This window comes from Bradyrhizobium sp. SZCCHNRI1009 (assembly GCF_032487575.1).
GTDB lineage: Bacteria > Pseudomonadota > Alphaproteobacteria > Rhizobiales > Xanthobacteraceae > Bradyrhizobium.
In genome coordinates this window covers 374,241-395,539 of record NZ_JAUEUL010000004.1, presented here as the reverse complement: position 1 = coordinate 395,539, position 21,299 = coordinate 374,241, and the positions used below count along the sequence as shown (strand labels likewise).

At 65.6% G+C, this 21,299-nt stretch carries 18 protein-coding genes; 11 read left to right on the top strand and 7 right to left on the bottom strand.

The window, feature by feature from the left end; all coding sequences use genetic code 11:
• Positions 1 to 32: 32 nt before the first annotated feature.
• Positions 33 to 1,295, bottom strand: coding sequence for an urea ABC transporter substrate-binding protein (gene urtA, locus QX010_RS10735; protein WP_315801686.1), 1,263 nt, complete (start codon positions 1,293 to 1,295; stop codon positions 33 to 35).
• A 183-nt stretch (positions 1,296 to 1,478) separates the two neighbouring features.
• Here urtA and QX010_RS10730 point away from each other — a divergent pair, with 183 nt between their 5' ends.
• Positions 1,479 to 4,853 (top strand): ATP-binding protein, encoded by a 3,375-nt coding sequence (locus QX010_RS10730; RefSeq protein ID WP_315801687.1) that lies wholly within the window; start codon positions 1,479 to 1,481, stop codon positions 4,851 to 4,853.
• Positions 4,843 to 5,754 (top strand): response regulator transcription factor, encoded by a 912-nt coding sequence (locus tag QX010_RS10725; RefSeq protein ID WP_316179431.1) that lies wholly within the window; start codon positions 4,843 to 4,845, stop codon positions 5,752 to 5,754. The genes QX010_RS10730 and QX010_RS10725 overlap by 11 nt, the downstream gene beginning before the upstream one ends.
• Positions 5,755 to 5,984: 230 nt before the next feature.
• Here QX010_RS10725 and QX010_RS10720 read toward each other — a convergent pair whose 3' ends face one another.
• Positions 5,985 to 7,487 (bottom strand): NAD(P)/FAD-dependent oxidoreductase, encoded by a 1,503-nt coding sequence (locus tag QX010_RS10720; RefSeq protein WP_316179348.1) that lies wholly within the window; start codon positions 7,485 to 7,487, stop codon positions 5,985 to 5,987.
• A 108-nt stretch (positions 7,488 to 7,595) separates the two neighbouring features.
• Positions 7,596 to 8,366 carry a S1 family peptidase gene (locus QX010_RS10715; protein WP_316179346.1) on the bottom strand — a complete coding sequence of 257 codons (771 nt, stop codon included), beginning with the start codon at positions 8,364 to 8,366 and terminating at the stop codon, positions 7,596 to 7,598.
• A gap of 109 nt (positions 8,367 to 8,475) precedes the next feature.
• Here QX010_RS10715 and QX010_RS10710 point away from each other — a divergent pair, with 109 nt between their 5' ends.
• Positions 8,476 to 9,111 (top strand): HAD-IA family hydrolase, encoded by a 636-nt coding sequence (locus QX010_RS10710; RefSeq protein ID WP_316179345.1) that lies wholly within the window; start codon positions 8,476 to 8,478, stop codon positions 9,109 to 9,111.
• A gap of 89 nt (positions 9,112 to 9,200) precedes the next feature.
• Here QX010_RS10710 and mtnA read toward each other — a convergent pair whose 3' ends face one another.
• The 3 genes from mtnA to QX010_RS10695 all read right to left on the bottom strand — a co-directional run bounded on the left by mtnA (position 9,201) and on the right by QX010_RS10695 (position 11,559).
• Entirely contained in the window at positions 9,201 to 10,307 is a 1,107-nt protein-coding gene (gene mtnA, locus QX010_RS10705; protein ID WP_316179343.1) for an S-methyl-5-thioribose-1-phosphate isomerase, read from the bottom strand.
• A 13-nt stretch (positions 10,308 to 10,320) separates the two neighbouring features.
• Complete coding sequence (locus QX010_RS10700; RefSeq protein WP_316179342.1) at positions 10,321 to 11,196, bottom strand: S-methyl-5'-thioadenosine phosphorylase; 876 nt, start codon at positions 11,194 to 11,196, stop codon at positions 10,321 to 10,323.
• 90 nt (positions 11,197 to 11,286) lie between these two features.
• Positions 11,287 to 11,559 carry a phosphopantetheine-binding protein gene (locus tag QX010_RS10695; RefSeq protein ID WP_316179429.1) on the bottom strand — a complete coding sequence of 91 codons (273 nt, stop codon included), beginning with the start codon at positions 11,557 to 11,559 and terminating at the stop codon, positions 11,287 to 11,289.
• 346 nt (positions 11,560 to 11,905) lie between these two features.
• On the opposite strand from QX010_RS10695, the gene QX010_RS10690 reads away from it, so the two are divergent.
• The 3 genes from QX010_RS10690 to QX010_RS10680 are packed head-to-tail and all read left to right on the top strand — an operon-like array spanning position 11,906 to position 15,058.
• Positions 11,906 to 13,132 (top strand): acyl-CoA dehydrogenase family protein, encoded by a 1,227-nt coding sequence (locus QX010_RS10690; RefSeq protein WP_316179340.1) that lies wholly within the window; start codon positions 11,906 to 11,908, stop codon positions 13,130 to 13,132.
• A 42-nt stretch (positions 13,133 to 13,174) separates the two neighbouring features.
• Entirely contained in the window at positions 13,175 to 14,137 is a 963-nt protein-coding gene (locus tag QX010_RS10685; protein ID WP_316179339.1) for an amino acid--[acyl-carrier-protein] ligase, read from the top strand.
• A gap of 39 nt (positions 14,138 to 14,176) precedes the next feature.
• Positions 14,177 to 15,058, top strand: coding sequence for an acyl-CoA acyltransferase (locus QX010_RS10680; RefSeq protein WP_316179337.1), 882 nt, complete (start codon positions 14,177 to 14,179; stop codon positions 15,056 to 15,058).
• A 1-nt stretch (position 15,059) separates the two neighbouring features.
• On the opposite strand, the gene QX010_RS10675 is transcribed toward QX010_RS10680, so the two are convergent.
• Complete coding sequence (locus QX010_RS10675; RefSeq protein WP_316179334.1) at positions 15,060 to 15,947, bottom strand: branched-chain amino acid aminotransferase; 888 nt, start codon at positions 15,945 to 15,947, stop codon at positions 15,060 to 15,062.
• A gap of 141 nt (positions 15,948 to 16,088) precedes the next feature.
• Between QX010_RS10675 and QX010_RS10670 the strand changes: the two genes are divergently transcribed.
• The 5 genes from QX010_RS10670 (at position 16,089) to QX010_RS10650 (ending at position 21,288) form a co-directional block, all read left to right on the top strand.
• Entirely contained in the window at positions 16,089 to 17,045 is a 957-nt protein-coding gene (locus tag QX010_RS10670; protein ID WP_316179332.1) for an alpha/beta hydrolase, read from the top strand.
• 150 nt (positions 17,046 to 17,195) lie between these two features.
• Complete coding sequence (locus QX010_RS10665; RefSeq protein WP_316179330.1) at positions 17,196 to 18,500, top strand: O-acetylhomoserine aminocarboxypropyltransferase/cysteine synthase family protein; 1,305 nt, start codon at positions 17,196 to 17,198, stop codon at positions 18,498 to 18,500.
• Positions 18,501 to 18,512: 12 nt separating this feature from the next.
• Positions 18,513 to 19,493 (top strand): homoserine O-succinyltransferase, encoded by a 981-nt coding sequence (locus QX010_RS10660; RefSeq protein ID WP_315801698.1) that lies wholly within the window; start codon positions 18,513 to 18,515, stop codon positions 19,491 to 19,493.
• A gap of 87 nt (positions 19,494 to 19,580) precedes the next feature.
• Positions 19,581 to 20,822 carry a DUF763 domain-containing protein gene (locus QX010_RS10655; RefSeq protein WP_316179328.1) on the top strand — a complete coding sequence of 414 codons (1,242 nt, stop codon included), beginning with the start codon at positions 19,581 to 19,583 and terminating at the stop codon, positions 20,820 to 20,822.
• Positions 20,823 to 20,826: 4 nt separating this feature from the next.
• On the top strand, positions 20,827 to 21,288 hold the full coding sequence (locus tag QX010_RS10650) for an NUDIX domain-containing protein (protein ID WP_316179326.1): 462 nt from the start codon (positions 20,827 to 20,829) through the stop codon (positions 21,286 to 21,288).
• Positions 21,289 to 21,299 lie beyond the last annotated feature (11 nt).

Genomic DNA, 21,299 nt, shown 5'->3' with positions numbered 1-21,299 from the left:
TTCATCGGCCGTCGCAATGCGCGACTCGCGACTTACTGATAGCCCTTCGGGAACGGATCGGGCTCGACCAGGTCGGCGGTCTCGTAGATCAGCTCGTACTGACCGTCCGCCTTGGCGCGGCCGACGCGGGTCTTGGACCAGAGATGGTGGTTCTCATGGATCCGGACATAGCCTTCCGGCGCGCCCTTGAACTCGATGCCGGGCGAGGCGGCGGCGACCTTGTCGATGTCGAAGCTGCCGGCCTTCTCGACGGTCAGCTTCCACAGCCACGGACCGAGATAGGCGGCTTGCGTCACGTCGCCGATCACGGTCTTCTCACCCCACATCTTCTTGAAATCGGCGACGAAGGCCTTGTTGTTGGGGTTGTCGAGCGACTGGAAGTACTTCATGCAGGCATAGGCGCCCGCGATGTTCTCGCCGCCGATGCCGTCGATCTCGTCCTCGGTCACGGAGATGGTGAGCAGCGTCTGCTTCGACATGTCGATGCCGGCCGCCTTGAGCTGCTTGTAGAACGCGACGTTGGAGCCGCCGACGATGATCGCGTAGATCACGTCCGGCTTGGTCAGCTTGATCTTGTTGATGACCGAGTTGAACTGGGTGTGGCCGAGCGGGAAGTATTCCTCGCCGACGACCTTGCAGCCCTGCAGATGGCCCTCGATGTGCTTGCGGGCGATCTTGTTCGAGGTGCGCGGCCAGATGTAGTCGGAGCCGAGCAGATAGAAGGTCTTCGCACCCTTGGTCTTGTTGACCCAGTCGAGGCCGGCGATGATCTGCTGGGTGGCTTCCTGGCCGGTGTAGATGACGTTCTTGGACTGCTCGAGGCCTTCGTAGAAGGTCGGGTAGTACAGCATGCCGTTGTACTGCTCGAACACCGGCAGCACCGCCTTGCGCGAGGCCGAGGTCCAGCAGCCCATCACGGCGGCGCACTTGTCGTTGACCAGGAGCTTCTTGGCCTTCTCCGCGAAGGTCGGCCAATCCGAGGCGCCGTCCTCCTGGATGTACTTGATCTTGCGGCCGAGCACGCCGCCGGCGGCATTGATCTGCTCGATCGCGAGCTTCTCGGCCTGCACCGACCCGGTCTCGGAGATCGCCATCGTGCCGGTGACCGAATGCAGGATGCCGACCGTCACTTCGCTATCGGTGACTGCAAGTCCGGTGGTGTTGACAGCGGAGGTTGCGGGACCGGCGCCAAAGGACGGCCGCGGCATCATGGCCAGCGCCGGGATTGCGGCCATTCCCATCAGCAATTGGCGCCGAAGCGGCGACTTCAGGCCCTTTTTGGTTTCGTCTGACATGAGCACCCCATTCATTGGTTCGAGGACACGCGTTGGGTCAGACGAAGGATGGCGCGGTTTGTGCAACGCACGGATACGCAAGATTGCGTATACTGCACCGCAAAAGCGCGACGTAGGCTCTGCGTAGGTCTTGCGAGGGGCAGGCGAGTTGCGGACAAGCGCCCGCGGGTGAGGAGTTCGAAAGTGGCAGGGCGGCAGCGGATCGACCGCGTCAGGCGCCAGTACAACCAGTGGGTCGCCAACCAGACGTTGGAGGACTATGCGCTCCGCTTCACGGCCAAGAGCGCGCGGCGCTGGTCGGCCGCCCGCGTCGCCAACACCGCGCTGGGCGCAATCTCGTTCCTGGCGCTGGAGGCCATCGGCGGCACAATCACCTTGAACTACGGCGTGACCAATGCGACCGCCGCCATCCTGGTCGCCAGCGTGATCATCTTCTGCTGCGGCCTGCCGATCGCCTATCATGCAGCGAAATGCGGCATCGACATCGACCTGCTGACGCGTGGCGCCGGCTTCGGCTACATCGGCTCCACCATCACCTCGCTGATCTACGCCTCCTTCACCTTCATCTTCTTCGCCATCGAGGCGGTGATCCTCGCCTCCGCCCTCGAGATGTGCTTCGGCATTCCGCGCCCGGTCGGCTATCTCATCAGCGCCGTCGTCATCATCCCGCTCGTGACCTACGGCATCACGCTGATCAGCCGCTTCCAACTGTGGACGCAGCCGCTGTGGGTCGTGCTGCACGTCCTGCCCTTTGCCGCAATCGCCTATGCGAGCCCGCACTCCTTCGCCGATTGGCTGCAGTTTCCCGGCGAGCATGGCGATCCCATGGGCCATCTCGATCTGGCGCTGTTCGGGACCGCGGCGGCGGTCGTGTTCTCGCTGGTCGCCCAGATCGGCGAGCAGGTCGACTTCCTGCGCTTTCTGCCGCGCGATCGCCGCACGTCGAAACGGTCATGGTGGATTGCGCTGTTATCCGCAGGCCCCGGCTGGATCGTGCTCGGTGCGCTGAAGCTGCTGGCGGGCTCGTTCCTGGCCTACTTCGCGCTCAGCCATGGAGTCTCGGCCGACCGCGCCGCCGAACCGGCACACATGTATCTCGAGGCGTTCCGCTACGTGCTGGCCCGGCCGGACCTGGCGCTTGCGCTGACAGGTACCTTCGTGATCGTGTCCCAGATCAAGATCAACGTCACCAATGCCTATGCCGGCTCGATCGCCTGGTCGAACTTCTTCTCCCGCCTGACCCACAGTCATCCGGGACGCGTCGTGTGGCTGGTCTTCAACGTCGTTGTCGCGCTGCTGCTGATGGAGATCGGCGTCTACAAGGCGCTGGAGCAGACGCTGGCGCTGTACTCCAACATCGCCATCTCCTGGGTCGGCGCGCTGGTCGCGGACCTCGTGATCAACAAGCCGCTGGGCCTGCGCCCACCGCAGATGGAGTTCAAGCGCGCCCATCTCTACGACATCAATCCGGTCGGCGTCGGCGCGATGACGATCGCCACGATCGTCTCGATCTGCGCCTTCTATGGCCTGTTCGGTCCGACCGGAAAGGCGCTGTCGACTTTCGTCGCGCTCGGCGTCGCGCTCGTCACGGCGCCCGCGATCGCCTATCTGACCGACGGAAAGTACTATCTGGCGCGCAAGCCGAAGCGGAGCTGGCAGAACATCGAGCAGATCCAATGCTGCATCTGTGAGCATCATTTCGAGCCGGAGGACACCGCCTCCTGCCCGGCCTATGCCGGCCCGATCTGCTCGCTGTGCTGCTCGCTCGACGCTCGCTGTCACGATCTGTGCAAACCGCACGCGCGGGCGCAAGCCCAGGTCGCCGCGGCGCTTGGCGGCATGCTGCCGGGGTCGGTGCTCGCCAAGATCAACTCGCAGCTCGGTCACTATGTCGGTGTCTTTCTGACATCGGCCGGACTCGTCGCGCTGACGCTCGGCATGATCTATCTGGAGACCTCGGCGGCGCTGCCAGGATTCAAGGGCATCATCTCCGACGTGCTGTGGAAGGTGTTCTTCGCTCTCTCCATCATCATCGGCGTCGTGACCTGGCTGTTCGTGCTGGCGCAGCAGAGCCGTCGCGCCGCCGAGGCCGAGACACGCCGGCAGACGCAGCTGTTGATTCAGGAGATCGAGGCGCACAAGCGCACCGACGCCGAGCTGCAGCGCGCCAAGGAGGTTGCGGAGTCCGCCAACCTCGCCAAGAGCCGCTATGTCGTCGGCCTCAGCCACGAGCTGCGCTCGCCGCTGAACGCGATCTCCGGCTATGCGCAACTGCTCGAGCAGGACACGAGCCTCGCACCGAAGCCGCGGGACCAGGTCCGCGTCGTCCGCCGCAGCGCCGATCATCTGTCCGGCCTGATCGACGGCATCCTCGATATCTCCAAGATCGAAGCCGGGCGGCTGTATCTGTCGCGCGACGAGGTCCGTCTCAGCGAATTCCTCGACCAGCTTGTGGGCATGTTCCGATTGCAAGCCGCCGCCAAGGGCGTCGACTTCGTGTTCAAGCGGCCGGCGGTGCTGCCGCTGGTCGTCTACGCCGACGAGAAACGGCTGCGCCAGATCCTGATCAACCTGCTGTCGAATGCGATCAAATTCACCGCGGAAGGCAGCGTCCAGTTCGTCGTGCATTATCGCAGTCCGGTCGCGGAGTTCGAGGTGATTGATACCGGGCCCGGCATCCAGCCCGACGACCTCGAGCGCATCTTTGCGCCGTTCGAGCGCGGCGCGCTCGGGGCCGCTCAACCGCAGACCGGCACGGGACTGGGCCTGACGATCAGCCGCCTGCTCGCCGGGGTGATGGGCGGCGACATCAAGGTCGAGAGCAGGGTCGGCACCGGCAGCACCTTCAAGGTCAAGATCCTCCTGTCCGAGGTCACCAACCCGACGCGGCATGCGCCGGTGAAGGCGCCGGTCGCCGGCTATCTCGGACCGCGCAGGACGATTCTGATCACCGACGACGATCCCGTTCATCGCGACCTCCTGCGCGAGGTGTTGACGCCGCTCGGCTTCATCCTGCTGAGCGCGCCCGACGGTCCCGCCTGCCTCGCGCTCGCACAGCACTGCCAGCCGGACCTGTTCATTCTGGACATCTCGATGCCCGGCATGGACGGCTGGACGGTGGCCGAGACCTTGCGCAACAGCGGTCATCATCAGGCCCGGATCCTGATGACATCTGCGAGCGCGCTCGAAGCGCATGGCCGGCCGCTGGCGCAACCATTCCACGACAGCTACCTAATGAAGCCGATCGACATCCCAAGGCTGCTGGAGGCGATACGTCAATTGCTGAAGCTCGAATGGAGCTACCAGACCGACATCCCAGTGGCGCCGCCACGCTGGCGGCCGGACACCGGGTCCCGGCCCCCGCTCAACTATGTCGAGGAGCTGATGAGCCTCGGCCAGATCGGCTACATCAGGGCCATTCAGCTCAAGCTCGACGACATCAGCAACGCGCATCCGGAGCATGCCGACTTCGTCGCCCAGATGCGCACGCTTATCGACCGCTTCGATCTCGATCAGTACATGGCCACTCTGAAGACCTTGCATGCCTATGAGCACTGACAGCAGGAAGCGCGACGTCGCGCTGGTGGTGGACGACTCGCCGGAGACGCTTCGGCTGCTCACCGACGCGCTGGATGGTGCCGGCATGACGGTCATGGTCGCACTCGATGGCGCCGCGGCCATGCGCATCATCGACCAGATCACGCCGGACATCATCCTGCTCGACGCCGTCATGCCCGGCATGGACGGCTTCGAGACGTGCCGCAAGCTCAAGCGCGAGACGGGTCTCTCCAACGTCCCCGTCATCTTCATGACCGGGCTCGCCGATACCGAGCATATCGTGAAGGGACTGGAGGCCGGCGGCGTCGACTACGTCACCAAGCCGATCGCCGTCTCGGAGATGCTGGCGCGCATCCGCGTGCATCTCGCCAACGCCCGGATGACGCAGAGTGCGCGCGCCGCGCTCGACGTCTCCGGCCGCTTCCTGCTCGCCGTCAACCGCGAGGGACGGCTGATGTGGGCAACGCCGCAAGCGCAGAAGCTGCTGTCGGACAGTTTTGGCACCGCCGAGGAGCTCGTTCTTCCCGAAGCGCTGCGGCTCTGGCTGGATCAGGCGCAGAACGGCGGCGGGAAGGCCGCCGCTTCGATCCCCGATCATCCCGAATTGCGCCTCTATTACATGGGCGGAGCCGGGCCCAACGAGTTCCTGCTGCGGCTCGCCAAGGAGTCCTCCGGTGAGTTGCCCAAGGAATTCTCCAGCGAGTTCGGTCTCACCACGCGCGAGGGCGAAGTGCTGTCATGGCTGTCCAAGGGCAAGACCAACCGCGACATCGCGCAGATCCTGGGGCTGAGCCCGCGGACCGTCGACAAGCACCTCGAGCAGATCTACGCCAAGCTCGGCGTCGAGAACCGAACCGCCGCCGCGGCGATCGCGACGGGGGTGACGCGGCGGGAGGGATGAGACGGGCGGCGCACTCAGAAGCGCGCTCTGAAACTCGCTGTCGTTCCGGGCAAGCCCGCTGACGCACAGCGTCAACGGGCGCCGGCCCGGGACCCATACCGCGTGATCTCGCTTGGGGCAGGATGTAAGCTGGCGTCGTGCCTCACATATCCGGCTGTGGTTATGGATCCCCGCGTTCGCGGGGATGACACCGAGGTTAGAGCGACAGCGAGTACTCCACCCCTCGGCGCTCACCCATATACGAACGCCGGATCATCCAGATCGATCGCCGGAATCTGGTCCTTCTCGCTCCAATAATCCTGGCTGTGCTGCCACTCCGGCTTGTCGCCGCGCTTGGGCAGCAGATGCATGTTGCGCATCATGTAGCCGGGATTGAAGTTTTCCGGGTCGATCCATGGCAGCAGCGGCATGTTGTGATCCTCCGGGCGCAGCGCCGGCACGACCTTGCTCACGCCCTTCTCCTTCATGTGCGCGAGCAGGCGGCACACGAAATCCGCGACCAGATCGGTGCGCAACGTCCAGCTGGCGCGGAAATAGCCGAACACCCAGGCGAGATTCGGCACGCCGGTGAACATCATGCCACGATAGGTCACGGTGTCGGCGAAGTCGAGCGGCTTGCCGTCGATCGAGAATGCAATGTCGCCGAGCACGCAAAGATCAAAGCCGGTGGCAGTGATGATGATGTCGGCCTTGAGCTCGTCGCCGGACTTCAGCTTGATGCCGCCTTCGGTGAAGCGCTCGATCTCGTCGGTCACGACCGAGGCCTTGCCGCTCTTGATGCCCTCGAACAGATCGGCATCCGGCACGAAGGCGATGCGCTGTCGCCACGGCCGATAGCTCGGGGTGAAATGCTTGGCCGCCTGTTCGGGGCCGATGATGGCGCTGATCTGGCCGATCAGCTCCTTCTTGACCTGCTCGGGCTCCGTCAAGCAGCGCTTGGTGAACCAATCCTGCTCGAACAGGATCTTGCGCCTGACGATCTCGTGGATCCACTCCTCCTTGACATCAAGCCGACGCAACTCCTCGGCCAGCTCGATCGCGTTGCGGCCGATGCGGAAGTAGGTCGGCGAGCGCTGCAGCATCGTCACATGCGCGCATTTTCCGGCGATCGACGGCAGGATGGTCGCGGCCGTCGCACCGGAGCCGATGACCACGACCTGCTTGCCGGTGAGATCGAGATCCTCTGGCCAGAGTTGCGGATGCACGATGCGGCCCTTGAATTTCGCCATGTCCGGCCACTCCGGCGTGTAGCCCTTGGAGTGGCGGTAGTAGCCCTGGCACATCCAGAGGAAATTCGTGGTGAAGGTGACGGGCTGCTGATCCCTGCCCTTCACGGCTTGGACCGTCCAGAGATTGGTCGCGCTCGACCAGCTGGCCGACACGATGCGATGGCCGTAGCGGATGTGGCGGCCGAGATCGTTCTCTTCAATCACCTCGCCCATGTAGCTGAGGATTTCTTCCGCGGTCGCGATCGGCGGCCCGACCCACGGCTTGAAGCTGTATCCAAATGTGTGCAGGTCGCTGTCGGAGCGGATGCCGGGATAGCGGTGCGTCCGCCAGGTGCCGCCGAAGCCCTCCTGGCTCTCCAGGATCACGAAGCGCTTGTCGGGCATCTGCCTGGTCAACTGATAGGCGCTGCCGACACCGGAGATGCCGGCGCCGACGATGAGCACGTCGAAATGTTCGGTCGCGTGAGAGGACGCGGCCTCCCGGATGGGCGCGATGACGTTCATGGGAGTCCCTGGGCTTTGGTCTTGATGTTGTTTCCTCGCGTGACAGGCTGAACCCGATCACAGCGACGGTCAACCCATCGCGAAGCGCGGCGTCGTGAACGCTGCGCCTCAATTTCCGCCGAGCGGCATGCCCCACTGCCGCGCGGTCTGCACGACCCAATCGCGATACAACGTGAGCGGCGTGACGCCGGTCATGCCGCCGCAGCCATCGCCGAGATTTGGCCCGGTCGACCATGAGATGACGCCGATCAGCACCTGTCCTTGCGCCTGCGTCTCGAATGCAGGCCCGCCGGAATCCCCGGTGCAGCCACCGAGCCCGGACCGCACGCCTTGCGTCGCCGGATCGACCAGCCGGATCTGCAACGTGCCCGGCCTGCCTGTGGCCACCAGCGCCGCGCCGCGCACCACGCCCCCGCTCTTGCCGTCGCCGGGGACGGCGACACCGATGCCTGCGACCGTGAATGCGTTGCCGGCGGCAAGCGGCGGCTGCGGCACGCCGAGCGCCACCGGCACGCGCTCCTTCGTCGGCGCCTCCAATTCCAGCAGCGCGACATCGGCGGTGGCGCGATGCGCCAGAATGGCCTGCACGCTGAAGCTGGGATGCACCGCCACCCGCCGGACCGTCTTGAGAACCGGCCTGCGGTCGCGATCGTATTCCACGATGCGGTAATCGAGACCCGGCTGCACGCAATGCCCGGCGGTCAGCACCAGCTTCGGGGCAATCAGCGCGCCGCTGCAGAAATTGCCGCGCGAGCCGACGATCGTGACCACGGCGCGGCCGATGCCATCATTCAGCGCCGGCGCATTGCCGACGATGGCCAGGGCCTGGGACGGCGCCAGCAGAGCGGCGGCTGCAATGATTGCGTGAGACGGCTTCATCGCGGCAGCAATAGCGGCTGACGCCGAGGTCGCCAAGTGCGACCGAGGTCGCCAAATGCGGCATCCCATGCTAGCGATCATCCAGGGATCAAGGAAGGACGGGACTGACATGGTCGAGGCGGTGATCTTCGATTTCGGTGGCGTGCTGACGACATCGCCGTTCGAGGCATTCGCACGGTTCGAGAAGGAGCGCGGCTATCCCGTCGACATCATCCGCAACACCAATGCCGCCAACCATCTCGAGAACGCCTGGGCGAAATTCGAGCGGGCCGAGATCGACCTCGACACTTTCGACCGGCTGTTCGCCGAGGAGTCGCTGGCGCTGGGCGGCGCTGCGGTCAGCGGGCGCGAGGTGCTGCCGCTGCTCACCGGCGATCTCCGGACCGACATGGTCGAGGCGCTCCGCCGCATCAAGGCGGAGTGTAAGACCGGCTGCATCACCAACAATCTGCCGGCGAACGCAATCGGCAGCCAGGGCGGCCGCTCGTTGTACGTCGCGGAGGTGATGGCGCTGTTCGATCACGTGATCGAGTCGGCCAAGATCGGCCTGCGCAAGCCCGATCCCCGGATCTACCAGATGATGACCGAGACGCTCGGCGTCAGCCCCGCGGACTGCGTCTACCTCGACGATCTCGGCATCAACCTGAAGCCGGCGCGCGAGATGGGCATGACGACGATCAAGGTGGTCAGCGCAGCGCAGGCGATCGCCGAGCTGGAAGCCGCGACGGGTCTGAGCCTGCGCTGATCGTCATTGCGAGGCATCCTTGCGCCGAAGCAATCCGAAGGCTTCGTGGGATTCTGGATTGCGTCGCTGCCCTCGCAACGGCGCTGATCCTAATCGTTCGTCTGTTTGGCCCGCTCCGGAAATGCCGCCGCCAGTGCCGCGCCGTCGGCCCGCAGCACGCCGCGCTCGGTGATCAGCCCGCTCACCAGCCGCGCCGGCGTGACGTCGAAGCCGTAGTTTGCGACCGGCGATCCCGGCGGCACGATGCGCACGGTCTCGATACGGCCGTCGGCGGTGCGGCCGGTCATCTCGGTCACTTCCTGCGCACTGCGCTGCTCGATCGGGATCTGTCGTCCCTCGGCGACCGCGAAATCGATCGTCGGCGACGGCAGCGCGACATAGAACGGCACGCCATTGTCGTGCGCCGCGAGCGCCTTGAGATAGGTGCCGATCTTGTTACAGACATCGCCGTTGGCGGCGACGCGGTCGGTGCCGACGATGGCGAGATCGACCATCCCATGCTGCATGAGATGGCCGCCGGTGTTGTCCGGGATGACGGTGTGCGCCACGCCATGGTGCCCGAGCTCCCAGGCGGTCAGCGACGCGCCCTGATTGCGCGGCCTGGTCTCGTCGACCCACACATGGATCGGAATGCCGCGATCATGCGCGAGATAGATCGGCGCGGTCGCCGTGCCCCAATCGACGGTCGCAAGCCAGCCGGCATTGCAGTGGGTCAGCACGTTCACGATTTCGCCCGGCTTCTTGCGCGCCGCGGCCGCCTCGATCAGCGCGAGACCATGCGCGGCGATGCCCTGGTTGATCGTGACGTCCTCGCCGGCAATGTCGACGGCGCGGGAATACGCCGCATCCCGCCGCTCCGACGGCGCCAGCCGGCGAAGCATCGTGCCCATCGTGTCGAGCGCCCATTTCAGGTTGATCGCCGTCGGCCGCGTCGCGATCAGCATCTCGTAGGCGCGGTCGATGCCGGGATCGGAGCGGTCGTCGCGCATCGCCAGCGCCATGCCGAAGGCGGCGGTGGCGCCGATCAGCGGCGCGCCGCGAACCAGCATGCCGCGGATCGCGTCCGCCGCCTCCTCGCATGTCGTGATCTTCGCCACCACGAACTCGTGCGGCAACCGGCGCTGATCGATCGCGCAGACCGACCAGCCGTCGGAGTCGAGCCAGATGCTGCGATAGTGCCGGCCGTCCACCTTCATGTTCGATCCCCCTTCAACCGCGCAAGATACGGCCTGCGACCGCATCGAGCTTGTTCAGAAGCTCGGGATCGCGCGCCTCCGGCGCAGTGATCAAGGCGGTGTCGAGCGCACGGTCGGAGCCGATCGGGCACGGTTCGTGCTCGCGCGGAAACTCGCGGGCGAGCCGCGCCACCAGTGATTTCGCCTTGTCGGCGTTGGTGGTGAGCACGCGAATGATGTCCTGCACGGTGACGGCGTCGTGATCCGGATGCCAGCAGTCGAAGTCGGTCACCATCGCGACCGTCGCGTAGCAGATCTCGGCCTCGCGAGCGAGCTTCGCCTCCGGCATGTTGGTCATGCCGATCACCGAATAGCCCGACGCCTTGTAGGTTATACTCTCGGCATAAGTCGAGAATTGCGGTCCCTCCATGCAGACATAGGTGCCGCCGCGCGCGATCGCGATGCCTTCGGCCTCGGCCGCCGCCGCCAGGTGAATGCGCAACCGCGGTGAAACCGGATGCGCCATCGAGACGTGAGCGACGCATCCCCTGCCGAAGAACGAGCTCTCGCGCTTGTAGGTGCGATCGACGAACTGATCGACCAGCACGAAGGTGCCCGGCGGCAGCTCTTCCTTGAACGAGCCGCAGGCCGACAGCGACACCAGGCCGGTGACGCCAGCGCGCTTCAGCACGTCGATGTTGGCGCGGTAGTTGATGTCGGACGGGGACAGCCGGTGTCCCTTGTCATGGCGCGGCAGGAACACGATCGGCAGCCCCGCGATCGTTCCCCGGCGCAATGGCGCCGACGGCTCGCCCCAGGGGCTCGCGATCACCTCTTCGCGGGCATCTTCCAGTCCCGGCAGATCATAGATGCCCGAGCCGCCGATAATGCCAAGCACAGCCTTCGTCATGACGTCCCCATCTCCAACGGAGACGAGAATGCCAGCTTTGCGACGGATTGAAAACAGCGACGCGGGAAACCGCGGGGCGTGGCAGCCGGGTCAGGCGGCCTTGGCTGCCGCAAGCTGACCGCTCACCAGACGCTCCAGCGTGGCGACAGACTGGAAGTTCTCCGGCGTGATCAGCTCCTGCGGAATGGTGAAATCGAACTCCGATTCGAGCGCCAGCATCAGGTTGACCATGTCCATGGACGTCAGCCCGATGTCGACGAGCTTTGCATCCGCCGTCACGTCGGTAGAACTGGCGTTCTGCGCGAGGATATCGCGCACGAGCGCCATGATCCTGTGACTGACATCGACATCGAAACTCGGCATGGGGACCTCTTCACTCGCGGCTTGTTCCGGCACGTCGAATTTAATCGACGCTCGCGCAAGGAGATAACGCAATCCGGCGGCGAAAGAGTTACGCCGCATCCCCGTTCCAGGTCTGAACTCGTCTTAACGCTAACGGCTTGGCCCGAAATTCTCGGACCGAAACAACCAGGAATTAACCCCCACCCGTCGATCGCACAGCGTTTACCCTGAATTTCGTCGACGTATTTGAATCAAATCCATACCCTGCGTGCAGCCCAAAAAAGAAGGCGCAGTGCATCTGTCCTGATCTTGCGAGGACGCACGTGCCGATCTCTCAACGAGACAAAATCCGGAGTATCGATCGGTCATGACTCTCCAGGGAACCGCGCTTCGCAACCCGATCCCCGATGATGGCGAGAGCCTTCTGCTCGATCGCAGCTCCTTGTTCCTGCAGCGGACCGCCGCTGTTGCCGCGCAGGCCGCCGCGGAAGCCGACGAGGTCGACAGTGACGGCCGCTTCCCCAAGGCCGCAATCGATGCGGCACGCGAGCACAAGCTGCTCGGGATGCAGATCCCGGTCGAGTTCGGCGGCTTCGGAGCCTCGATCCACGACATCGCCGACGTCTGCTATGCGCTCGGCCGCGCCTGCGCCTCCAGCGCCATGATCTTCGCCATGCACCAGACCAAGGTCGCCTGCCTTGTGCGTCACGGCCGCGGCAGCGGCTACATGGAATCCCTGATGCGCCGTATCGCATCCGAGCAGCTGTTGATGGCCTCTTCCACCACCGAGGGACAGAACGGCGGCAACATCCGCGCCAGCGCCGCGGCCGTCGGCCACGACGGTAACCGCATCTCGCTGAAGCGCGACGCCACGGTGATCTCCTATGGTGCCGAAGCCGACGGCCTCGTCACCATTGCCCGTCGCGCCGACAGCGCAGCCGCCTCTGATCAGGTGTTGCTGGCGCTGACGACGGACGATTATACGATCTCGCGTACCCTTGGCTGGGAAACGCTGGGCATGCGCGGCACCTGCTCGACAGGATTCGCGCTGGAGGTGAGCTGTCCGTCCGACCGCATGTTCACCGAATCCTATGACCGCATCCACGGCCAGACGATGACGCCGTTCGCGCATCTCTGCTGGTCATCGGCCTGGGCCGGCATTGCTGCGGCCGCGGTGGAGCGCGCCCAGCGCTTCCTGCGCAAGGCCGCTCGCGGCGCCGGCGGACAGATGCCGCCGGCAGCTGCACATTACACCGCGGCTAAGATGGCGCTGGCCCGGCTGCGCGCAATGATCGTCACCAACATGGATGCCTTCGTCGCCCATGAATATGACGAGCGGGCGCTGAGCTCGCTCGACTTCCAATCCTCGATCACGCTGTTGAAGGTGCAGGCCTCGGAGCTTGCCGTTGAGACCGTGATGCATGCGATGCGCGCCTGCGGGCTCTCGGGTTATCGCAACGACGGCGAGTTCTCGATCGGCCGCCACCTGCGCGATGTTCTGTCGGCGCCGATCATGATCAACAACGACCGTATTCTCACGAACATTGCCACGGCCAATTTGATGAGCACGGTACCGGCCTCGCTCCATGAATGACCGCGCCGATCGCAGCCATTGCCTCCACCCAGGATTTGCACAATGACGATTCCCGTTCTCCCGCAGTCGCCCGAGATTGCGCCCCAGCCGGCCGACGCGCTCGATCATCTGACCGACGCCCTGTTCCACCGCATGGGCGCGGATGGCGTCTATGCACGGACCGCGCTGTATGAAGGTGTTGTGGAGCGGCTCACGACGCTCATCACGCGGCATCGTGAGCCCGGCACGGAGGTCATGCGCTTCCCGCCGGTCATGAGCCGGACGCAGCTTGAGAAGTCCGGCTATCTCAAGAGCTTTCCAAATCTGCTCGGCTGCGTCTGTGGCCTGCACGGCACCGAGCGGGACATCCACGAAGCCGTGGCACGTTTCGACAAGGGCGGCGACTGGACCACCTCGTTGTCGCCGGCCGACCTCGTGCTGTCGCCCGCAGCCTGCTATCCGGTGTATCCGATCGCGGCGAGCCGTGGTGCACTGCCGGTCGGCGGCCTACGCTTCGACGTCGCGGCCGATTGCTTCCGCCGCGAGCCGTCGCGGCATCTCGACCGCCTGCAGTCGTTCCGTATGCGCGAATATGTCTGCATCGGCACACCCGACGACGTCTCGGCATTCCGCGACCGTTGGATGGTGAAGGCGCAAACGATCGCCCACGATCTCGGGCTGTCGTTCCGCGTCGATCACGCCAGCGACCCGTTCTTCGGTCGCGTCGGCCAGATGAAGGCGGTCAGCCAGAAGCAGCAGGCGCTGAAATTCGAGCTCCTGGTGCCGTTGCGATCGGAAGAGCAGCCGACCGCCTGCATGAGCTTCAACTATCACCGCGAGCATTTCGGCACGACCTGGGGCATCGACGACGCCGACGGCGCGCCGGCGCACACCGGTTGCGTGGCCTTCGGCATGGACCGCCTCGCGGTCGCGCTGTTCCACACGCACGGCATCGATCCGACGCGCTGGCCGTCGCGCGTGCGCGACGCGCTGCTGGTGGAGCGTCAGCCCGACGTCGTCGGCTGACGTCCTACCGCCATCGTCGGGAGATCGGCAGGCAATCTCATGACCGCGCGCAAGCCGCTGATCCGCTGCCGGGAGATCGGGGAGCCCGATCTCGACGCGGTCGCCGATCTGCTCACGCGCGGATTTCCGCGGCGGTCCCGCGCGTATTGGGCCACGGGCCTGCACCGACAGACGACGCGTCCGGCGCCCGAAGGCTATCCCCGCTATGGCTATCTGCTCGAGAACGACGGCGCGGCCGTCGGCGTGTTGTTGCTGATCTACAGCAACCGGGGCACACCCGCGCAGCCGCAGATCTGGTGCAACCTGTCGAGCTGGTATGTCGAGCCGTCGTTTCGCAACTATGCGACGATGCTGACCCGGATCGCACAGCGTTTGCCTGAGGTGACCTACATCAACATCAGCGCCGCGCGCCAGACATGGCCGATCATCGAGGCGCAGGGCTTTCGTCCCTATTGTCACGGCTTGTTCTTTTCAGTGCCCGCCATGTCATTTGCCGGCCGCGGCGCGCAAGTGGAGCAGGTCGCCGCTGACGCCCAGGCGCTCGATGGACTTCCGCCCAGCGAGGCCGACCTGCTGATCCGCCACGCACGCTATGGCTGCCTCAGCATCGTGGTCCGGTCGAAGCATGGCCCGGTTCCGTTGGTGTTGCAGCAGCTCCGGGTCCGGCAAGGACGGTTCGCATTGCCGGCAATGCAGCTGATCTACTGCCGCGGCACCTCCGACTATGTTGCCTGCGCCGGCGCCGTGGGCCGTTTCCTGCTGCCGCGCGGACGCGTGTCCGTCGTCGTCGACGCCGACGGGCCGATTGCCGGGCTCTACGGCGTCTACACCGAACGCCGCGGCCGCAAATACATCAAGGGACCGGAGCCGGGGCGGCTCGGCGAGCTCAGCGATACCGAACTTCCCGTCTATGGGTCCTGACCTATGCCGCGGCCCTGACCCGGTGGGCATAGTCCCAGTACAGCCTGCGTGCGCGGCTGAAGACGGGACCGATTGGCAGCGTCCGGTCGTCGATGCGGATCACCGGCGCGACCTTGGCGAAGTTGCCCGACGAGAAGATCTCGTCGGCGTTCAGGAAATCGTCATATCGGAGCGTCGTCTCGACCACACTGACACCATCGCCTCGCAGCAATTCGATCACGCGCTGTCGCGTGATCCCGTTGAGGAAGGTTCCGTTCGGCACCGGCGTGAAGACAACGCCGTCCTTGACCATGAACACGTTGGCATTGCCGAACTCCGCGACGTTGCCGAGCAGATCCAGCATCAGGCAGTTGTTGAAGCCGCGCGAGGCCGCTTCGATCAGCGCGCGCGAATTGTTCGGATAGAGGCAGGCCGCCTTGGCGTCGACCGGCGCGCATTCGGCCGTCGGCCTTCGGAACGGCGACAGCGTGATGGCGTTGCCCGTCGGCTGCGGCATCGGCGCCTCATAGATGCACAGGCACCAATTGGTGGTGTCGGGATCGAACAGGACACCGCCGCCGGCGCCATGCTGCGCCCAGTACATCGGGCGGATGTAGAGCTCGGCTCCCGCTCCGAACCGCGCGATCCCTTCCCGCGCCAGCCCCATCCAGGTCTCGACGTCCACCACGGGTTTGAGCCGGAAATTGATCGCGGACTGATTCACACGCGCGCAGTGCCGATCGAGATCGGGCGTCACGCCTTCGAACGCGCGCGCCCCGTCGAACACGGTCGATGCGAGCCAGGTCGCGTGGGTCCGCACGCCCATGATCGGCGCATTGCCCTCGCGCCATTCGCCGTCGAAGAAGGTCCAGGTCTGCGAGTAGCTGACAGGCTTGACGATGTGGGTCATGGCGGCGCTCCCGTTCGGCATCGATCGTATCTGCACTTCTGGCTTGAAGATTTTAAGGATTTCCCCGCCGCGGCCTGCCGCTCATGATCGATTCACTGCTGATGGGCACAATGGTCGCTGCCTTGGTTAACTGGAGCTGTCATGCCGCTCGACCCTCGCGCCCAGCGCCTGCTTTCGATGGTAGCTGCCGCTATGCCGGAAAGCCGCCAGCATCCGAGTGTCGGGCAACGCCGGCAGTCGCTGGCCAAGCTGATGCAGTTCGCGCGGAACGACTGCGGCGCCGTCATCACGCGGGATGGCGATTTCTCCGGTCCCTCCGGGCAGCTTCGCTACCGCCTGTACACGCCGGCAGCGGGCCCGGACGATCTCGGGATGCCGCCTGGCTTCGTATACTTTCATGGCGGCGGTCTCGTGGCGGGCAGCATCGACACACACGACAAGGTCGCCGCTGCGCTTGCCGCCGCCTCGCGCTGCCGGCTGCTCTCGATCGACTACCGCCTCGCGCCCGAGCACCCGTTCCCGGCAGCGATCGAGGATGCGATCGCTGCCGTTCACTTCGCGATCGATCACGCGGCCGCACTCGGCATCGACGGCAATCGCATTGTGCTCGGCGGCGATTCCGCGGGCGCCACGCTCGCGGCCGCCGTTTGTCAGCAGGCCGCCGGCGACAGCCCTCTCAGAATCGCGCTGCAGTGCCTGATCTGCCCGGTGCTCGATTTTTCCAGCCCCTGGCCGTCGCGCGAGCTGTTCGGCACCGGCTACCTGATCAACAGGGCGACCTGGCAGGCCGACCTCGGCGACTATCTGGACGGCAAGACCGATGTCGCGCATCCACTGATATCGCCGCTGTGCCGCGAGACGCTGGCCGGGCTTCCGCCCGCCGTGATCCACACCGCGGAGTTCGATCCGATGCGTGACGAGGGCAACGCCTACGCGGCACGGCTCGCGGAAGCCGGCGTCACGGTCGCGCATGTCTGTCACGACGGCATGGTCCACAATTTCCACGCGCTCGGTGCGATCCTGCCGCAGGCCAAGGTCGCGCTGGAGCTGGTCGGGCAGCAGATCCGGTCGCTGCTGCGGGTTTCTTCTATGCGCTAATTCGAAGTTCTTCGGCCACATCTCGTTAGGGTTATTTCGTCGTTGTTGTCGCGAATTATTGCCCGCTTTACGCCTGCGCTCCTACAACGGCACCACTCGCCGAATACGAGCAGCTCGCCGCATTGATCGAAGCGAGCGTGGAGATCGCCGATGCGCAACGAGACGATTGCAATCCACGCCGGCTATGAGCCGGAGGCGACCACCAAGGCCGTCGCGGTTCCGATCTATCAGACCGCCGCCTACGCCTTCGACAGCGCCGACCACGGCGCCGCGCTGTTCAATCTCGAAGCCGAGGGCTATCGCTACAGCCGGATCTCCAATCCGACCACGGCGGTGCTCGAGAAGCGCGTCAGCGAGCTCGAGGGCGGCGTCGGCGCGCTCGCCGTCGGCACCGGACAGGCGGCGCTCCACTTTGCATTCGTCAACCTCGCCGATGGCGGCGGCAACATCATCTCGGTGCCGCAGCTCTACGGCACCACGCACACGCTGCTCGGTCACATCCTGCCGCGCCAGGGCATCACTGGACGCTTTGCCGACAGCGATGCGCCCGACGCCATCGAGCGTCTCATCGATGACAACACCAAGGCCGTGTTTGCCGAAACGATCGGCAACCCCGCCGGCAATGTCTGCGACATCGAAGCGTTGGCGAAGGTCGCTCATCGCAACGGCGTGCCACTGATCGTCGACAACACCGTCGCAACGCCGATCCTGCTGCGGCCGTTCGACTACGGCGCCGACATCGCGGTGCATTCGCTGACCAAGTTTCTCGGCGGTCACGGCACGACCCTGGGCGGCATGCTGGTCGACAGCGGCAACTTCCCCTGGAAGGATCACGCCGACCGCTTTCCCGCCTTCACGCAGCCCGACGCGTCCTATCACGGAATGGTCTACACTGATCATTTCGGCCGCAGCGCCTATATCCAGCGCGCGCGCAGCGTCTATCAGCGCACGATGGGCGCGGTGCTGTCGCCGTTCAATGCCTTCCTGCTGCTGCAGGGCATCGAGACCGTCGCGCTGCGCATGGAGCGTCACGTCGAGAATGCGCGCAAGGTCGCCGAATTCCTCCGCAACGATCCGCGCGTGGCATGGGTCAACTACACCGGCTTCGCCGACAGCCGCTATTACCCGCTGGTCCAGAAATATCTCGACGGTCGCGCGTCGTCGCTGTTCACGTTCGGGATCAACGGCGGCATGGAGGCCGGCAAGGCGTTCTACGACGCCCTGAAGCTGGTCACGCGGCTGGTCAATATCGGCGATGCGAAGTCGCTGGCCTGCCATCCCGCATCGACCACGCATCGGCAGATGCCGCCGGACGACCAGCGCAAGGCGGGCGTCCTTCCCGAGACGATCCGGCTGTCGATCGGCATCGAGCATGTCAGCGACATCATCGAGGATCTCGACCAGGCGCTCGCCCAGGCCTGCCCTCGCCCGCGTCAATTGGATGCGGCGGAGTAGAGCGATCAGCCGATGACCCTGCTGTTCGACCGACATCGCAGGATCGCGAGCCCTGCCCTCGCGCCCGCCGAGTTCGACGACCGGGGCCGGCGCCCGATCGAGCTTTCGATCGGCCTCGTCAACAACATGCCGGACAGCGCCTTGAAGGCGACCGATCTCCAGATCGCCCGCCTGCTGCAACAGTGCGCGCCGCGGCACGTCCGCATCCGCCTGCACTGCTTCTCGCTGCCCTCCATCATGCGCTCGCAGGCGGCGAGGCACCACGTCGCCCAGTCCTACGCCGACATCGGGTCGCTCGACCGGCTCGGCATCGACGGCCTGATCGTGACCGGCGCCGAGCCCGTCGCGGCGGCCTTGCGCGACGAGCCTTATTGGTCGGACCTCACCTCGGTCATCGACTGGGCCAGAACCAACACCCGCTCGACGATCTGGTCCTGTCTCGCGGCCCACGCGGCCGTGCTGCATCTCGACGACATCGAGCGGCAGCGGCTGGCGAGCAAATGCTCCGGCATCTTCGACTGCGAGAAGGTCCAGGACGACTGGCTCACGCACGGCATCCATTTGCCGCTCCAAGTGCCGCACTCCCGCCTCAACGCCGTCAACGAGCCGCTGCTGGCGGAGCGCGGCTACGACATCCTGACCCGGTCTGACGAGGTCGGCGTCGACATCTTCGCGCGCTCGATGCCAAGCCGGTTCGTGTTCTTCCAGGGCCATCCCGAATATGACGCGCTCTCCCTACAGCGCGAATACATGCGCGACATCGCGCGGTTTCTCGCCGGTCAGCGCGACGACTATCCGCGGCTGCCGAAATCCTACTTCAGCGCCGAGAGCGAGGCGGTGCTCAACGCGTTCGAGTGGCGGGCCAAGGAAAGGCGCGACCCGACGCTGGCGGCCGAGCTTCCGGGGTTGACGTTGCGGCCTGACCTCGCCGCCGAAAGCGCTGCACAGACGCTGTTCAGGAACTGGATCGCCCATCTCGGGCAGACCGGCTAACGCCAAAGTCCGCCCGATATCGGATCGATCGCGCATCGGCGCGCCTTCTGTTAGATTGGTGCGACACGCCTCCTCTGCAAGGTTCCGATGGCCCGACGTACCGGCAGCGCCGATCTTCCGCTCCATTCCGGACGCGTGCCGGCCTGGCTCGGCATGCGCATGGCCTCGCTTGGCGCCATCATCACCCAGGCGATCGTGCATCATTACGGCCGCGACGAATTCCTGGCGCGGATGTCGCATCCGTTCTGGTTCCAGTCGTTCGGCGCCGTGATGGGCATGGACTGGCATTCCTCCGGCATCACCACCAGCGTGATCGGCGCGCTGAAGCGCGGACTGAAGCCGCTGTCCGGCGAGCTCGGCATCTACGTCTGCGGCGGCCGCGGCGAACACTCGCGCAAGACGCCCGACGAGTTGCGCCTGCTTAGCGACCGGCTCGGCCTCGACGGCGAGGAGCTGGTGCGGACCAGCAAGCTGGTCGCCAAGGTCGACAGCGCCGCGGTGCAGGACGGCTTCGACCTCTATCTGCACGGCTTCTTCGTCACTGCGGACGGCAAATGGACCGTGGTGCAGCAGGGCATGAATGGCGGCACCCGCCAGGCCCGGCGCTACCATTGGCACTCGCGCGAGCTTGCGAGCTTCGTCGACGCGCCACACAGCGCCATCGATGGTCCCGTCCAGGGCGAAATCGTCAACCTCACCGACAAGCGCGCCGCGCCGTCGCGCAACGCCCAGCTCGAACTGCTCACCGAGCTTGGCCCCGACCGCGTCGTCACCGAGTTCGAACGGCTGAGCACGCCGGAGCCGGCGCAGGGCGTCCTGCCGCATCTGGTCATGCCTGCGCATCACGACGTCAGGCCGAAGGACGTGTTCGCCCGCCGGCTGCACGGCACGCTCGCGGCCGCAGCCGAGCGCGGTCCGGTCGACTTTCCCGACCTGCTGCTGACGCCGGGCGTCGGCGCCCGCACCGTGCGCTCGCTCGCCATGGTCGCCGAGGTCGTGCACGGCGCGCCCTATCGATTCAGCGATCCGGCGCGGTTCTCGCTGGCGCATGGCGGCAAGGACCGGCATCCCTATCCGGTGCCGATCAAGGTCTATGACGAGACCATCCGCGTGCTCAAATCCGCCGTCGGCAACGCCAGGCTCGGCCGCGACGAGGCGCTGTCGGCGCTGAAGCGGCTCGACGACCAGGCGCGCCGGCTTGAGCGCAGCGCGACCGGCCCCTCGCTCGACGCCTTCATCGCGACCGAGCGCGCCGCCTCGCCCGAGCTCGACGGCCGCTCGGTGTTCGGCTGGGAGCGCGACCTCATCCAGCGCACCGGCGAGGCGTAGCGGCATGCCGGCGCGCAGCGCGGGCGTGCTCGCGTTTCGCAGGACCGCCGACGGATTGGAAGTACTGCTGGTGCATCCCGGCGGACCGTTCTGGCGCAACAAGGATGCGGGCGCCTGGTCGATCCCGAAGGGCGAGTTCGGCGCCGACGAGGCGGCCGAGGCGGTGGCGCGGCGCGAATTCGCCGAGGAGCTTGGCACCGCGCTGACGGTGCCGCTCGTCCCGCTCGGCGAGATCAAGCAGCGCGGCGGCAAGGTGGTCGAGGCATTCGCCGCCGAGACCGATCTCGATGCCGCCGGCATCACCAGCAACGCATTCGAGCTCGAATGGCCGCCGCGCAGCGGCCGTATCCAGCGTTTTCCCGAGGTCGACCGCGCCGCCTGGTTCGACCTCGCCGAGGCGAGGGTCCGGATCAATCCGGCCCAGGCCGCACTGCTCGACCGTCTCGTGGCGATCGGCGGAGGGTGAGCTGTCACCAT